13 protein-coding genes are annotated in these 16,947 nt (G+C 39.5%); 3 read left to right on the top strand and 10 right to left on the bottom strand.

The genetic code is table 11. The features are described 5' to 3' along the window. Positions 1 to 171 precede the first annotated feature (171 nt). From HHO47_RS00825 to aceK, 3 genes are all read right to left on the bottom strand, one after another. Positions 172 to 426 carry a DUF2999 family protein gene (locus HHO47_RS00825; RefSeq protein ID WP_169017969.1) on the bottom strand — a complete coding sequence of 85 codons (255 nt, stop codon included), beginning with the start codon at positions 424 to 426 and terminating at the stop codon, positions 172 to 174. A gap of 76 nt (positions 427 to 502) precedes the next feature. Next, positions 503 to 1,465 carry a zinc-binding dehydrogenase gene (locus tag HHO47_RS00830; RefSeq protein ID WP_169017971.1) on the bottom strand — a complete coding sequence of 321 codons (963 nt, stop codon included), beginning with the start codon at positions 1,463 to 1,465 and terminating at the stop codon, positions 503 to 505. A gap of 91 nt (positions 1,466 to 1,556) precedes the next feature. After that, complete coding sequence (aceK, locus tag HHO47_RS00835; RefSeq protein ID WP_169017973.1) at positions 1,557 to 3,374, bottom strand: bifunctional isocitrate dehydrogenase kinase/phosphatase; 1,818 nt, start codon at positions 3,372 to 3,374, stop codon at positions 1,557 to 1,559. A gap of 104 nt (positions 3,375 to 3,478) precedes the next feature. Between aceK and HHO47_RS00840 the strand changes: the two genes are divergently transcribed. After that, positions 3,479 to 4,426 (top strand): LysR family transcriptional regulator, encoded by a 948-nt coding sequence (locus HHO47_RS00840; RefSeq protein ID WP_169017975.1) that lies wholly within the window; start codon positions 3,479 to 3,481, stop codon positions 4,424 to 4,426. Between the two features lie 147 nt (positions 4,427 to 4,573). Next, on the top strand, positions 4,574 to 5,023 hold the full coding sequence (locus HHO47_RS00845; RefSeq protein WP_169018242.1) for a hypothetical protein: 450 nt from the start codon (positions 4,574 to 4,576) through the stop codon (positions 5,021 to 5,023). Between the two features lie 76 nt (positions 5,024 to 5,099). Here HHO47_RS00845 and icd read toward each other — a convergent pair whose 3' ends face one another. The 6 genes from icd to HHO47_RS00875 all read right to left on the bottom strand — a co-directional run bounded on the left by icd (position 5,100) and on the right by HHO47_RS00875 (position 15,420). Continuing rightward, complete coding sequence (icd, locus tag HHO47_RS00850) at positions 5,100 to 6,359, bottom strand: NADP-dependent isocitrate dehydrogenase (protein WP_169017977.1); 1,260 nt, start codon at positions 6,357 to 6,359, stop codon at positions 5,100 to 5,102. Between the two features lie 118 nt (positions 6,360 to 6,477). Continuing rightward, entirely contained in the window at positions 6,478 to 9,180 is a 2,703-nt protein-coding gene (locus tag HHO47_RS00855) for a 7TM diverse intracellular signaling domain-containing protein (RefSeq protein WP_169017979.1), read from the bottom strand. 30 nt (positions 9,181 to 9,210) lie between these two features. Continuing rightward, positions 9,211 to 11,481 (bottom strand): TonB-dependent receptor, encoded by a 2,271-nt coding sequence (locus HHO47_RS00860; protein ID WP_169017981.1) that lies wholly within the window; start codon positions 11,479 to 11,481, stop codon positions 9,211 to 9,213. 106 nt (positions 11,482 to 11,587) lie between these two features. Further along, positions 11,588 to 13,834 carry an NAD(P)-binding protein gene (locus tag HHO47_RS00865; protein WP_169017983.1) on the bottom strand — a complete coding sequence of 749 codons (2,247 nt, stop codon included), beginning with the start codon at positions 13,832 to 13,834 and terminating at the stop codon, positions 11,588 to 11,590. A 9-nt stretch (positions 13,835 to 13,843) separates the two neighbouring features. Next, positions 13,844 to 14,800: an acetoacetate decarboxylase family protein gene (locus tag HHO47_RS00870; RefSeq protein WP_169017985.1), complete on the bottom strand. Its 957-nt coding sequence runs from the start codon at positions 14,798 to 14,800 to the stop codon at positions 13,844 to 13,846. 68 nt (positions 14,801 to 14,868) lie between these two features. Further along, a complete protein-coding gene (locus HHO47_RS00875; RefSeq protein ID WP_169017987.1) occupies positions 14,869 to 15,420 on the bottom strand; it encodes a dienelactone hydrolase family protein in 552 nt (183 codons plus the stop codon). Positions 15,421 to 15,845: 425 nt separating this feature from the next. Between HHO47_RS00875 and HHO47_RS00880 the strand changes: the two genes are divergently transcribed. Continuing rightward, complete coding sequence (locus HHO47_RS00880) at positions 15,846 to 16,013, top strand: hypothetical protein (protein ID WP_211183556.1); 168 nt, start codon at positions 15,846 to 15,848, stop codon at positions 16,011 to 16,013. A gap of 352 nt (positions 16,014 to 16,365) precedes the next feature. Here the strand turns inward: HHO47_RS00880 and HHO47_RS00885 are convergent, their stop codons facing one another. Beyond that, a complete protein-coding gene (locus HHO47_RS00885; protein WP_169017989.1) occupies positions 16,366 to 16,944 on the bottom strand; it encodes a YceI family protein in 579 nt (192 codons plus the stop codon). Positions 16,945 to 16,947: the final 3 nt, after the last annotated feature.

Genomic DNA, 16,947 nt, shown 5'->3' on the forward strand with positions numbered 1-16,947 from the left:
TTTATATTCGTTTACTGAAGATCTCAACATGAGTTCACTGAATTCATTTGTACTTATATCAAATAAGTCAGAGTTTTTAGCGTTTGGGCAGTTTTATCAACGCTTTAAATGACACGGTTCAGCTGTCAGCTCTAATTAACAAACCAGAGCTGACAGCTTACAAATCAACACTTATTGATTTTTATACTGATCTTTGGCTTTTTCAAGCTCGCCATCGGTTATACCTAAAGAGGCTGCTGCTTCTTTAATTAACTGTGGCTGAGTCATTACCAAAGCCATTAACGCTTGGAGTTTCTCTGGTGGAATACCAAGCTGCTGTACTAGGGCCATTGCCATCATTGGGTTTTGAGTAAAGGCTTGAAAAAGCTCATGCACTTTTTCGTCGCTTACGTTATGTTCTTTCAATGTTGCTATAATTGGATTCATATTCTTGCCTTGCATCGCTTTTTAGTTACTTCAGTTATATGGGCATATAAATCAATTTTAAACCTGCATAATTAAATTACTGAACTGTTAATATTACCTTTCCAGCATTTTCATTGCGCTCTAATATTTCATGCGCCTGCATAGCCTGTTGCCACGGCAGCGTTTCATATATATTAAAATCAAAGCGTTGATTAGCAATATCATCATAAAACATTGCAACAAATTCATCGCGAAGTTGACGTTTAAATGCTTGGCTGCGATTGCGCAGTGTTGATGCATGAAACGAAATACGTTTTTGCAATAAACGAGCAAAGTCTACTTCTGCAAAGCGGCCATCTAAAAACGCTAACATAATGATTTGGCAATCCATTGCGGCAATCTCAGCATTTTTATTTAAATAGCGCCCAGAGACAGGATCAACAATAACGTTAGCCGTTAACTGATGGTGTTGCATGTATTCAACAAAATCGGTGGTTTTATAGTTAATCACGTGATCAGCACCAAGCGCTCTGGCGTGTTCGCACTTTTCATCGCTACCTGCGGTAATAACAACCGTTGCCCCAATACGTTTAGCCATTTGAATAGCTGCCCCACCTACACCGCTGGCACCGGCATGGATCAGTGCTGTTTGGCCTGCTTGTAACTTACCAAGTTGAAATAACGCACCAAACGCGGTTAAGTATACTTCGCTGATCGCTGCACCTTGCGCCATAGTTAAATCACGTGGTAAAGCCATTAATTGTGCTGCATCGACCGCCACATATTCGCTATATGCACCGTCTGCACACAAAGTAAATACCGCTCTATTAAGCCAACTTTGATCAACCTCGGTGCCAAGCTCAATCACAGTGCCTGCGCATTCAAGCCCTAGAATGGGGCTATCGCCCTGTGGCGCTGGATACTTACCTTGACGTTGCATACAATCAGCGCGGTTCACGCCGATAGCAGCTACTTTAATTAACACTTCATTAGTTTTTAATTGCGGTTTAGCGGTGTCGCTTAATGTTAAATGCTGATCTTGATGAGAAATAAATTGCATTGCAACTCCTGAATTGATGAGTTAATCGATTTTGCGCCATACTTCGGCTTCGACTAACTTAGCATTTCCTGTCAAAGAATGATGCCCAAAATTAACCTGAATTATGAGTAATAACCCTCGCCTGAAACCGCCAACTTTGTTTGTATGGATACACATCAGCCAATTGCCCGGCATTAATATCTGCTTGGCATTGCAGCCAAAAATCAGGACTAAATAAATCTTGATGCAGCTTACAAAAATGACTAAATGCTTGCTGATCAGCACTAAAAAACACTTTAAACTGACTCGGGAATACGTCGTTTTCGGCAACATCAAAATAGCTTTCGCTGCTTAGTTCATCAAAACTATTTTCACTGCTAGGTAAGTCTCTAAAGTTGCAATCCGTTAATGGGCAAATTTCATCATAATCATAAAATACCACACGGCTCCAGCGGGTCACACCAAAGTTTTTCATCAACATATCACCGGGGAAAATATTAGCCCCAGCTAACTCTTTAATCGCCTTGCCGTAATCGTGCATCACGTTACTAAGCTGTTTATTGTCACACTGATTAATATATAAGTTAAGTGGGGTCATTTTGCGCTCAACGTATACATGTTTTAGCACGAGCGCTTTATTTGAAATTGCCATACTGTTGCCAATACTCGCGCGCATTTGCTTAAGCAGTTCATCACTAAAACGATTTAAATCAAATGCTAAATAGCGAAACTCATGAGTGTCGACCAAACGCCCTACTCTATCTGCTTGTTTTACAAAATCGTATTTCGCCATCACCTGCGCTTTGGTTGATGTTTTAGGTGCGCTAAATTTATCTTTTATTACCTTATAAACATAATCTGAGCCAGCAGTGGTAAATACTAGCATCACCATGCCTGGCGTGCCGGGGGCAATAATGTACTTATCATCTATGGGACTATTGTTGGTGGTGTCTACTTTATAACGGTAAAATTCGGTTTTAGCGTGCTTAATAAAACCAATGGCATTAAATAATTCAAACCGTTGCTTATGCGGCATTAACACCGATAAATAGTCTACATAACGTGCAGGTTGGTCAGTATCCACCATAAAATAGGTACGGGCAAAGCCAAATAGTAAACTAAGTTGATCAGCCCCCATCATTACCGCATCTAACTTTAAACCACTTTGCGTATGTAAAATGGCGATAGCAAATGGCATATTATCGCCATTTTTTGCAATACAGCGGCCAATTAAATAGCAGGCTTTATTTCTGAAAAACAAAGAATTGGCATATTCAATATAGCCATCATTTAAATTCATTAACTCATACACTTGGCTACATTGCTGCTTAGCGCCTAGCGTTAAAGTCGCTTGTAAAGTATTAATATCGCTAGTCAGATCAGTAAACTTAACACGAAATGCTTGTCGATGAATAAGCTCAGACACTGCACTTGCAAACCCGTTTTGCAATGAAATACGGCTCACTAAATTATCAAATGGCCGCGGTTGAGCACGGTACTTGGCTTTTAAAACGAAGAGATGCACGGTGCGAATTTTTTTATCATCCCAAATCGAGCCAAAAGTTGAATTAAAAAATGTATGCGCGATGGGTTGGTTTTCGTGATTTTGCACCATTTGGCCATAAATATGCTTTGCCTGTTGCCACAATCGCGGATCATTAAGTTCTTGGTAAGCAATTATACGCACCGCATCACTGACGTTTTTAACTTGCCTTTCATACACCTTTAAGCGTTCACGCATTGCTGATTGCACATCAAGCCATTGGCGTTGTTCAAATCGACTTTGCGCACTCAGAGTAATATTTAAAAACTCGGCGAACATTGCTTTAAAGCCTGCAAATACTGCACGCGCTAGCTTTGTAGCGACCACCTGCTCTATCGCGTTATTTTTATGGCTTGCAACACTATTTTGCAACGCTTCTTTAGGCATATTCTTATCACTTATGACGACTATTTATATTTAGTGGTTTACACACCTTAGCAAGCACGCTTTAATTTAGATAATTAATAAAACGAATGAATAAGATTGATCAAATGAATATCAGAAATGTCGATCTCAACTTGCTCGTGTACTTAAATGTACTGATAGATGAGCAAAATGTCTCTAAAGCGGCAAATAAATTAGCGTTAACACAACCTGCAATGAGTAATGCACTGAAGCGTTTACGTGATTTATTTGATGATCCCCTGCTGGTCCGTGCTGCAGGCTCAATGACACCCACAGCTAAAGCACTGAGTTTAAAGCCTGAAATAGAAGCTCTGTTAAAAATGGCAGAAGCGATCACTCAGCCAAGTGATGTATTTGACCCAACCACTGCCGAGCTTACCTTTAGAATTATGGCGAATGATTATTTAGAATCGACTCTCGTCGCACCGTTTATTACCGAGCAACTCAATAAACATCCGAGCCTAAACTTTGATGTACTCAGCCCAAGTGATGTCAGCTTACAAGATATGGAAAAAGGCAGCATAGATTTAGCCATTAATCGTTTTAACGGCCTGCCACGTTCATTCCATCAAGCCAGTGTATGGCGAGATAATTATTGTTGTTTAATGCACCCCGCAAACCCTTATTTAAAACAGCCAGATTTAGACCAGTATTTAGCGTCTGAGCATATATGGGTTAATAGAGCTGGTTGGGGAGCAGAAGCTGCGGTCACCAATAAATCAGGAAGTCAAAAACTCGGTTGGGTTGATGAAGCATTGTGGCAATTAGAACAAACCCGCCATATTAGGGTGTTTACCCGCCACTATATGGTGGCGAGTTTATTATGCCAATCACCGCGACTTATCGCCACATTACCGCGACGACAAGCTATGTTATTAACCAAGCACACTGATTTAGTGATAAGCCCTGTGCCTTTTCAAGTTGTGCCCATTGAAGTAAAAATGCTTTGGAGCCCATTATTGCACCATGCCAGCCCACATCAATGGTTACGCCGCGAACTGCTAGCGTTTGCAAATACCATTGCAGATCGATAAAGCCTTAATTTAAATGGAGCTTTCTAGTTGTTATTGATTAAATCAATATCAGTTATTGAAAACAACAATTTCATAAATAGTGTTCTTAGGGCTAGAGTGAAGTCATACCAAATAAGTTAACCACTAACACTAAGAGACAACATTATGATGCAAACTACAGCAAGCTTTACCCAACAAGACGGATTATATATCGACGGCCATTTACATGCGTTCATCGAGCAACAACTTTGCAAGCAAAATACCCTTGAGTGTAATGATGCTTACCAAGCATTGGCGACTCTGGTTGATGAATTTGGCTGTCAATGCCGTAAAAACAAACATCTTGACGATGATAGTTTAGATGTACAAACGTTATTGCATGCGTATCAAGTTGAGCATAATCACCCACATTGTCATGTTGATGCACAAACAACAACTGCGGTATTAGATGAATATTGCTGTCAGGTGCCTGCTATTATTGTAGTTGCTTTAATGGATACATTAAGCGGAACACCAAGCGATGAGCATGATGCAAAAGCAATTTATCAACGTGCTGCAACACTGACTAATCGCCCTTGCATGTATCGCGCAACGCCCTACAACGCTAATGCAGCGTAACTCATGAAACTTTTAAACGCTCGATTATCTTTTGTGTAAAATCGCGCAACGCCCTACAACGCTAATGCAGCGTAACTCATGAAACTTTTAAACGCTCGATTATCTTTTGTGTAAAATCACTGCAACTGAGGATAGTCGAGTTTTGCTGCTCTGCCTGTAGATCAAAGGTCACTTCACCAGCGCTAAATGTGTGCTGTAAAGCCTGCTCTATACTGTTGGCCGCTTCGTGCCAGTTCATAAACCGTAGCATCATCACCGCACTTAAAATACTACTGGTAGGATTTGCACTATTTTGGCCAGCAATACGTGCAAATGTGCCGTGAGTCGGTTCAAAAAATGCCACTTCATTATTTAAATTAGCCGCTGGCATAATACCAATGCCACCCACTTGTGCCGTTAACATATCAGCTAAATAATCACCGTTTTGGTTGGTTGTCACTACCACATCAAATTGTTCAGGATCCATTAGTGCTTGTTGCAGCATATTATCTGCAATGACTTCTTTAATGATCAGCGGCGGACGATCTGTGCGTGGAATTTCCAGCCAACGACCATTACTGTGTGGTATTGCTGAAAACTCAGTTTGTGCCACTGCAAAACCCCAGCGTTTGAATGCCCCATCGGTAAATTTAAGTACGTTGCCTTTATGCACTACCGTTACCGAGTCACTATTTTGTTCAAGCGCATACGCTATTGCATAGCGCACTAGTCGCTCTGACCCTTCTTTAGAAATATTTTTAATACCAATACCACATTGTTGGTCAAAGCGTAGTCGAGTGACGCCCATTTCTTGACATAAAAAGTCCAGCATTTTTTCCGCTTCAACACTGCCCGCTTGCCATTCAATGCCCGAGTAGACATCTTCAGAGCTATCGCGGATCACCACAATATTGGTATTTTCAGGTTTTTTTAGCGGTGACGGTAATGCGCAATAGCCTTTGATTGGCCGCATATTTACAAATAAATCCATTTCATGACGAAGCGCCACATTGAGGGAACGAAAACCTCCGCCAATCGGCGTGGTTAAAGGGCCTTTAATCGCTATTTTAAACTGCCGAACGGCATGAATAGTCTCTTGTGGGAACCAATCACCATCATACAGTTGAGCGGCTTTTTCACCGTTAAAGACTTCCATCCAATGAATTTGTCGAACTCCTTGATAACATAATTGCACAGCATGATTCACAACGTCACGCATACATGGGGAAATATCTTGGCCTACTCCATCACCATCAATGTAAGCAATGATCGGCTGCGCCGGAATACGCCACACGCCTTTATTATCAATGCTAATTTGTTCACCATTTGGTGGAATTTCAATGTGTTGATAACTCATAACCTGCCATATTTTTATTATAAAATATTCATATAAACATTAAACCATGGTTGGCAGTGAGTGTCGTGGTTTTAGCATCTATACTTATCATTCAACAACAAAATAGTAAGGGCTTATTTTACTGAGGTGAGTGACATAATATATCATCAATTTCATCAAACACTTGATAAACTAAATGGCTATCTAACATCACGCTATTAGTTTTAAGGGCTTTGTCTAACTTGATTGCATGTTGGTATAATGTTTCGCACTCAAACATTCCTGCTGTCCCTTTCAACATATGGACACTTTGTGCAAAACCAGCCATATCACCATCAGCATATTGCTTAGTTATTGTTTCTTGCTGCTTTTTAAGCCCCTCAATGTAAACCTGTTTAAGTATCTCAAATTCACGCTCTGGTAATTTTACATCTTCAAGTATTTCAATATCTAAGTAACTAGCAATTTTATAGCTAAATTCACTGCGTTCAATTGGTTTGCCTATATGATCAATAAACCCTTGTTTTAGATAACGATCAACCTCATGTTTCATGGTATTTGCAGTAAGAGCAACAATGGGGGTCGTTAATCCTGTTGCCTGCATAATGTGAATCGCTTGTTCGCCATCCATCACTGGCATTTGAATGTCTAATAAAATCAAATCAAATTGATGATCTAGCGTCGCTTGCACAGCATCTTTGCCATTTTCGACCGCAGTAACAGTTAACCCCATACGCTCTAAAATACGCTTTATCAGCTCACGGTTTTCAGGGTGATCTTCTGCTATTAGCACTTCACCTACGAGGTTTCGCTGGGATTGGCTTGACAGCTCTTTTTCTTTACTTGTAGAGATCTCATCAAAGCTATTGATCCAACTCATTCGCTCAGGCATGTAGAGCGCAATAGTAAGGCTAAACTCACTGCCACTGCCAACATGGGAATGAACAGTGATATTCCCATCTAACTTTTCGGCTAAACTTTTTGAAATATTTAAACCGAGTCCGGTGCCACCATACTTACGTGAGATCGATGAGTCGGCCTGATAAAACGGCGTAAACAAATCTTGTTGCTCAGCCTCTGTCATCCCAATGCCGCTATCTTTGACTTTAATAACGAGCTGCTCTTTAGTGCAACTCACCACTAATTGAATATGCCCTACAGTGGTAAATTTTAATGCATTGGCTGTTAAATTTAACAATATTTGCCGTAATCGAGTTGGATCTGAAATAATCCAATCAGGCAGTGGAAATTGGTAATCAACTTTAAATTTAAGACCTTTATCACGAATTTGTTTTCCTAATAGCGATTCAATGTGTGCGATGGTTGCAAATAAGTCAGTCTCGACTAAATCAATTTCAAGCCGATTTGCCTCTATTTTTGACATATCAAGTATGTCGTTTATGAGTCCTAAAACATGACGGCTGTTTTGTAAAATAACCTGAATACCGTGGTTTCGTTCGTGAGGTTTGATATCGCCTAAAATAATCCCATCTGCGTAGCCTATAATAGAGGTCATTGGTGTACGTATCTCATGGCTCATATTCGCTAAAAAACGGCTCTTAGCTTCACTGGCGTCGGTGAGCTCTGACGCCAATTGTTGTAACTCTTGCGTACGCAGTTGTACTTTTTGCTCGAGGTTTTTATTAAGCTCAACATTCTCATCATGTAAAAGACTAAATTTATTTGCTACTGCAAACGCCAGTAATATCGCATCTAAGGCAGTGCCAATTAAGCCTAACAGGTACAAATCAATTGCAATCGGCGTCAGAACACCTAAATTAGTTAAATTTCCCACCATATTAGGAATTGCCATTGCAAGATAAGCAAAGACAAAGTAACGCGCGGGCTTAAAGCCACTCATCCAACTACGAACCCCAATGTACAGGCCTAAGCACAGCGTACCCCCTGTTACTATTGTCGCCCAAATAAACCCAAAACCTGGCCAGATCGCAGCGAACGGCAAACCTGCGGTTGCCACCACAGCTAATATAATTGATGCTTTTGACAATTGTGGAAAACTGTCTTTTAGCTTAAGTAAATTATTGAAAAATAAAACATTGATTAATGGTATTAAAACAAAGCCTAACCAATGAAAATGGGCATTATAAAAACCAAATAATTGATCTGGAATATGAAAAAACTGGCTCCACGCAAATACCCAGCATGCTGTAAATAAGGCGTAATAAAGGTGAGTTACATCCCGAGCACCAAAATAAATTAATAGGTTATACAAACCCAGCGCAATACCTACCCCAAAGCACAACATCATCACCATATTTTCGATGGTGATCTGGGCAAAAAAGTCTGTATAGGGTTTTAATACCAGTTTAGGAGGAGTGTAAAAGTAGTCACTTTCATACTTGGTGATCAAAAAGTAACGTTTACCTGGTGTAAGTGATATTTGATTGCCGTAATGAAAGGCAAATTCGTTTTTTTCAACTCCCCCCGTTACATAACGCGCTGCCTCAGATGTTGGATCTGTCATATCATATACGCGCGTTTCAATACGCGATACTAAGGTATTGTAAGGAAACAACACCAACTCAGCTAGCTGAGTCTGATTTTCAAGTTCAACGACTAACCAATAACTTCCGCTATAATATGTGGTACTCGTTTGCAACTGTTGATTATCAACCCAAGTCGCAACCTGACTGCTGTTGTCAGGAAAGCCATCATAACTTGCTGCTAACAATGTACCAACTTGGAACAAATTGATATCTTGTTGTTGCTCTGTATAAATAAACGCATCTGCTGGCGTTGTTGCACGCACGTCGCAGGCATATGTTGTTAGCAAGCCTAAAAACACTACATAGCAAAAAACTTGTATTGCTTTTAACAGCATACAATACACCTCAGTTTAATAACTACAATATTAGAACTGATAACTGATATCCAAACCATAGCGGCGACCTTCCCCTTTAAAATCTTCCAACATGCCAAGGAAAGAGCTTAAATCAAACTTTAAATTACTGTACTCACTAGCAAATACATTTTTGCCCCACAGTACAAAACCTAGCTTATCGAATTGATAGCGAATATTACCATTGATTATACTGTAGCCATCTTGCATGGCATACGGGTTTTGGTTTTGATCAAAATAATAGTCTGATTGATAATCCACTAGCAATTGTGTTGTCAAGGGGTTACCAGCAAGCTCTAAGCGATATTCTAGGCCAGCACTCACATTCCATTTTGATGTAAATGGCAGCCGATTATGAGTCAAACTGTTACCTAAAGGATCAACAAATTCTTCAAATTCTGCATGGAGAATATAGCCCATCGCAAAACGCATTGAAAATGCCTCTGTGGCTTGATAATCAAGTTCCGCTTCAAGACCATAGATCACTGAATCACCAACGTTTTCTAATAATTGCACGGGGGGTTTTTGTGGTGAATCTGATGGTTGGTTCATAAACACTTGCTGATCATTATAATCATAATAAAAAACAGCCCAATTAAACCGCACACCTTGCTCAGGCCACCATGATTTAGTACCAAGTTCATGTGCATTGAGACGCTCTTTGCCATAGTCAGCTAATTCGGCTTGCTCTGGGGAAGATAAAAACCCGCCATTATAGCCACCGCTTTTAATCCCATTTGAAAAACGGTAATAGCCATGAGTTACGTCGTTAATAAGGTAGTTCATAGCAAGCTGGCCAGAAAAGCCATTATCGGATTGCTCGCCTTGTACATGATAAAATGGCACTAAGACCCCCGCTAAATCACTCGGATCAACTACCATATTTAATTGTGCCACTGAGTTATAATCAAGTGATTCATAAGAATATCGTAGTCCGACACTTAGCAACCAATCTGAATTAAGTTGATAGTCTAACTGGCTAAAGGCGGCAATATTTTGCGTGTCAATTTGGTTATCATAAAAGAAGGTTGCGGTTAAGTCGGTGTCTAATATACCGCGATAATCTCTTAATATATCGTTAACATTATTTTGTTTAATTGATTCATCTGCGTAGTAAAGACCACTGGTTAAAGTATGCTTGTGCCATTGCGTTTGTAGGCGTAACTCTTGGCTAAATAAGTGAGTATCTAAACCAAGATTTCCTTCGCATAATCGCGCTGGTGAGCCATCACAATTAAATGCATGGTAGCGCTCTAATTGATTATAACTGCTAATCGAAATAATTTCGTTATGCTCGTTTAATTGCCAATCAATATGCGCACTAAACCCTTTACCATCCGTTTTATGCGCAGAGTCGTTATTAACTTTAACCGTGTAAAAGTCGTCACTGGCATCATTAAAGCCAAAATTATCATAGCAATTTGTTGAACCAGCTTCGCTAGGACTACATAACTCACCAGTTAATGGATCCGCAACCACACCGATATTACCGACAGGCTGTACGATACCCTGCCAATCTTCGAGATGCGCTTGTAACAATACTTGTACAGTATCAAAATCACTTAATAGTGATAGCCGCGCATTAGTTTGTTGCATTCCAGCGGTAGGGGATTGTGCAAAAGTATTGCTGGTTGAATACTCATAGTCCTGATGATTTAAAGCAACACGAAACGCACTGTTATCACTTAATTGATTGTTATACATCGCATCAATACTAAACGCATTATTATTTGCTATACCGCCTGTTAAATACCCCGACTCATTAAATTCAGGGCGTTTAGTACGAATTAAAACTGCTCCGCCAGTTGAATTACGGCCAAATAAAGTCCCCTGCGGACCACGCAAAATATCCACTTGCTCAATATCAAAAAAGTTAACGATCTGATTACTTGCAGATCCTACAGCAACATCGTCTACATAAATAGCCACAGGCGAGGTGTTCGCCGTATTGTAATCAACTAAACCAACACCCCGGATATTTACCGCCGGTGGCGTGCCTTCACCCGCATTTTGGCTGATTTTTAAATTAGGCGCGAATACCGATAACTCTGTAGAATCCTTATAATGCTGGTTTTTAAGGTTGTTACCTTTGACCTGACTAATAGCAATGCTAACCTCTTCTATTGCCTGCGCGCGTTTTTGAGCATACACCTCAATGACCTCGAGGCTTTGGCTAAAGACAATCGGATCCTCATTTCCAGCCTGTGCAGCAACAGATAAAACGAGGCTCGACGAGCACAGCAGTAATACATGGTTTGAAAAAGGATAACATTGGCTTCTCATTAGATGGTGAACCTTAATACCGACAATGTAAATATATTGTGATTATTTACGATTATAGACTAATTTATTGATTAAAGTCGCCAAGTTATCCATTAATTAGCTCGTTTTACAGCGCTTCAAAGGCATATTCACCACTGATCTGCTGTGGATACCCACACAGTGCCCGTGCTGTTTGCATTCCAGCCATAACCGCCGCTTCAACACAGCCTGCATTCACACCTGTTTTGATCCAATCTCCGGTAATAAATAAATTACTAAATTGCGTGCCATCCGTTGCTAAGCGGTATTGACTGGATCCTGCAACCGACAACACATAACGCTCACTTGGATCAACATTCACTCGCCAATATTGTTGTGCTAATCTCGCTGAACCTGTCACATCATCTTTTACATATAAAATTGACCAATCAAAATCATTATCGTTGTAAGCTAAAGGCCATAACGGCTGCATGTTAGTTGTTAATAATTGTGTTAAGTTAGTTTTTACTTGTGCTTTTGCCTGTGCAGGGAAACCATGATCACTCTGTGGAGGATATTCCTGACAAGGAAATGCACTACAAAAATAAGCAATATTCTGCGGACTATTGCTTGCAGGCCACTGCTCTTTATCAATTAAGTTTTGCATTGCAGCCCACGTATCAAATGGTTCACTAAAACCACTCAAAATAGGCCCTTCTTCACTAAAGGGCACATACTGCCAACCTAATTGTTGATCTGTTTTATTTAACCAAAGTTGGCTGGCTTGTGTTGCTACCGAAAGAACATTTTTAGCCTGTGCAGCAAAATTGTCGTCTATTGCTAATAATTGCGGGCAAACATGCTCTAATGAAGCAACCGAGACCCCAAGGATCAGCTGGTCAAAATCATCTTTAAACTGCAGTGTTTTAGTTGGTAGTTGTGCGCCAAAATGTGCTTGATAACAGCTGGGCCAATCACTCCAAAATGATTCTAAATTAATATTATTCTGCTTTAGTAACAGGGCCTGTGCGGGGTTTATCTGCTGATAAAGAGGCTCACTTGGCCAGCAAGCTAGGTTTTTCACATCAACTAATGGCTGATACTCTGATGAGCTATTTAAACTCACTTGCTGTTGTAGTAACACAGAAGCGACACAGTTTTGGCCACTTGCATCAACCCCAGGCGTAAGTTGCTGTAGTTGATGGAAGAATTCAAAGTTGACGCCTCTTTGTTTTAATAGTTCATACAATGGCGCAAAAATAACATCGCCCATTCCTGCCTGCATTTTCCACATTACCCCACCACGATAACATAATCCGATTCTAAGCATCGCAAGTGCAGCCACTCCAGCTTCTACATTTGGTTTTTTAAAATCACCTTGTGGATAAGCAAACACTAAGTCATAAAAACCGCGCACGGGGGCAGAATCGATACTGTATTGTTTATTTGCACCATTTTTTAGTAACCATTGACGAAAATCATACTTGTTAATGACCCCAAAACCATCGCGATAAACTTTATCTTTTATCAATCCAACCAGCATCGCTATCGCTAAATCGGCACAAATATAAATACGCCTCAACGCTGCATTCTCATCCAGTAACTCGGTTAACTCTTGGTTAATCCAGCGCTTTAGTTTTCTGACGATATACCAAACCACTAAACTATCTTTCTTCTCAGAAATTTGTGGTTGAAGTGTGTTGTTACTTTGTACAAAGCTATTTAATTTATCAACAAGTAAGCTAGGTGTTGAAGTGATTTCTTGATTGAGATTGTGTATATCGCTGGTAAACGTTTGCCATGCCTCACTGCCATCAGAAACTAACGTCTGAATTTGTTGATGGAAATAGCGTAGTAGGTATCTATCTCGTAGTTTTTTTGTCGTTAATTGTGTACTTTTAGCTTTGACTCTGGCGGCTAGTTCAAATTGTGGTATCCATTCTTTCAGCCATGCAAGGGTCATTTTCACAAAGTCCCATACCGTAATATCTAAACTCCCATTCGCAGGGTTACCAGGTAAAACTGGAAACTCTATAGGCCATGTTTGCCACTGCTCATCAATGTGCTCTTCAAGGGCTATAAAACTATGCGGTTTAAGTGCTTGTTGCCAAGTACTTAGTGCACTCGTTGGCGGTCGCTGTAGCTTGTCGTATACAGTTTCAATGGTTTTAAAACTATTAACATAGGCACCAAACCAGACATGTAAACCATGCTCTTCTATGCGCTGCCCCATAGCAGCATTACGGCCACTGGCTCCCTTTCCTCCTAAACGCCAACCTTGTTGGTACACTGTAATATGTCGTTTTTGTTGCCAATTAGGTTGTTCAGTCAGGTATAAAGCAGCCGTCATTGCGGCAACGCCTCCCCCTATAATAGCTATTTTTTCTTGCTCCATAATGGATCCTTACTTAGGGAGTATTTGTGTAGCTAGAAGTTGGTCAAAATCCATCTTGATATAAAACGGTAAGTACACAGCTTGCGATCCTAGCTGTAAACCAAACATTTGCGCCAAAGGAAAACTATCTAATTGCTGTAAATGTAGCTGATAAGCACCACTGAGTAGTTTAAATTGATGGATTTTTTTTATTGCTGAAGGAGAGTGCATAACCGCTTGATAGACAGCCTTATCGCCTTGCCCATCAGGAAATTGCTTAAATAGTATTTGATCCATCTGTGGATTCACAAATCCCTGCAACAGCTGTTTTAACAGCGAAAGATCAATACCGATATGATCCCCATCAAACAAATTCGCGACATGCTCGCCAAAGTCCTCTAATACAGATAATAGGCCATCACTTTGCGTATTGACGTTTTTGGTGACTGAAAATAAATGCTGTGATTGTAATTTTGACGTTGGCAAAAAATGCTTAAAACAATCCAGTGAAACTGAAAACTCAGTTATATTACTTACCGAACTGGGCATCTGGTGATCACATAAGTACTTATTGTAACCCCATGTTTCTCTACCGTTTATTAATGCATAAACATTATTTACGCAAATAAACGCCGGATACCAATAAAGGTGGGTAATATCTTCATCATTGCCTTGCTTTTCTACCTTAGCAACTGGTAACCAAATAATAATATCGGTCTCTTGCATCCAACCGTGCTCACTAAAAGGCGGCGTTAATGAGGCAATTTTTTCTATGTCGGTAAAGGTCAATAATGCATATTCGCCTATGCCTTTAAAATATAACTCATTCGTTGCAACAATATTAAGTGTTGTATCGATATACTCTTGAACTTTATCCTGATCTATTTTTGCAAAAAAACCATACATGTTTGCATTAGTCATTCGACATGGTGGCTTTGCAACAGGGTTTGATAAAAAGTGACTATAAGGAGATCGTTGTACGGTCATGATTTATAATTATTTTATTGGATAATAAATAAGTATAGCCAAAATTTATTACAAGGTAGTAATTTCAGTTAATTATTTTCAGTGAGCAGATATTGGCTATATTGCTGATAACCAAAGCTATTGAAGCCTTTTGACAAGGGATTCATAAACCCATGACCGTAGTCCGCTTGCTGGCATTGCACTTTAGTTTGCTGCTCTAAACAAGCGATCACAGGATGAATATCAAAGTGCTCTTCTTGTTTTGCAAAAATAAACTCGCACGCCACGCTGGCTGACAAATCTAAATAATGACGAACTTGATTTGGATAAAACGCCACTAATCTTTTTATCTGTGAATTTTTCACACTTGCTTGGCTTCGCCATGCAGCAGCTCCACCAGCACTAAAACCGATTACCGTAGTTGGTTTAGTTACTCTACTAAGAATAGTATTAAGCTTGTTGAAATAGTTATCGTGACCACACTCAGTAATAAATAAATCATACTGTAATTGCTCAGCAATCACTGGCTGCAATTGCCCATCGTACGGATCAACAATTATGCTTTTAGCGGTAAATTGCCGTGCAAAGTGACTCAAATGAGCTGTTTTACCAAAAATATCACTAACGATAATGTATTCCATAGCCAAATCTTATTATTCACAGTTGAATTACCGCACAACAGTTAAAATACCGCTAAACGCCTTTTTCAGATTAGCTAATTAAAATACAGCAGTTAAAATATAATGGCTAGAATAAAGTTAAAATAATGCTTGCGTAAATAAATTTACTGGGGTAAATTGTCTTCTTGGTCCTAAAAAAGCCTCGCGGTTAACCTCTTTACCCTGATCCAGTAATCCCCGCAAAACGTATATTATAGAGCTAAGTTATTGTACGGCGAGAACCCCAATTCAGACTACGACATATTTTTAAATAGTCGCATAAATGTCATAAAGATCGTCAACACTGTAATGAAGCTAAACACAACATAGTCTATCTAATTGTGCTTTTAAAGCTAATAAAGAAATTAGCGCACATTAAAGATAACAAGAAAAAAGTGAGTTTTATTATGTCTTATAGTTACAACGGATCTATGATCCAAATCGCACACCCAGTGCAATCAATTTCAGTAAATAAACAACGTGTTATTTTTTCTGATACGCAAGGTTTAAAAAATACCTTATTTATAAAAGCAAGTGACGCACGTCAATTTGTCAAATGGTTAAAAGCCAATTAATCAATACTGATTTACTTCCTCGCAACTTAAATGACGCCAGCTAATACTGGCGTTTTGCTTTATTATCATTATTAATTAACACTCCTTTACATGCTAAAAAAATTGATTGGATAGTCACTGCTTTTGCCCCTTATTATATTTTTAACGAACAATACGCAGGTTGAAGTGCAAAATGCCGCACTAAAAGAAATAAAACAGCAACCAGCCTACCATGAAGTATTATTACGTTGGTTACCAGATAATTTAAAACCGTGTTATTAGAGCAACGTTTACAGAAATACAAAAACGCCTCAGCTGAGTGAGGCGTTTATCGATATTAGCATATTTATTTAACCTGAGTTCCGGTTAGGTTTTACTTACGCACACCTTCAATATATAAACCAATATCAACATGTGTAGATGCAGGACCAAGATTGTAATCAATACCAAAATCAGCAAGCTTTAAGCTAGTTTCACCTTCAAAACCAACTCGATAACCACCCCATGGATCTTTACCTTCACCAATTTTATCGATTTCAAAGGTAATCGTTTTTGTTACACCATGAAGGGTAAACTCACCTGTTACATCAGCTTCATCACCTTCTTCATCAAACTTAATTGATGTACTTTTGAAGGTCGCTGTTGGAAATTTATCAACATTTAAAAACTCTTTACCACGCAAATGCTTATCACGTTCAGCATGGTTCGAATCGATACTTTTAGTATCAATATTAACCATGATCTGTGATGTATCTGGGTTAGCTGCATCATAGCTAAAGCTGCCATCAAAAGTATTAAAACGACCGTGTAACCAGCTATACCCTAAATGTTTAATTTTAAAGTTTACGAATGCATGGGCACCTTGAGTGTCAATAACATAATCTGCAGCGTGTGCAGTATTAGCACCAAATAACGTTGCCGCTACTGCAGCTGATAAAAGTAATTTTTTCATTTA

Source organism: Pseudoalteromonas arctica (assembly GCF_012927645.1).
GTDB classification, from domain to species: domain Bacteria; phylum Pseudomonadota; class Gammaproteobacteria; order Enterobacterales; family Alteromonadaceae; genus Pseudoalteromonas; species Pseudoalteromonas arctica_A.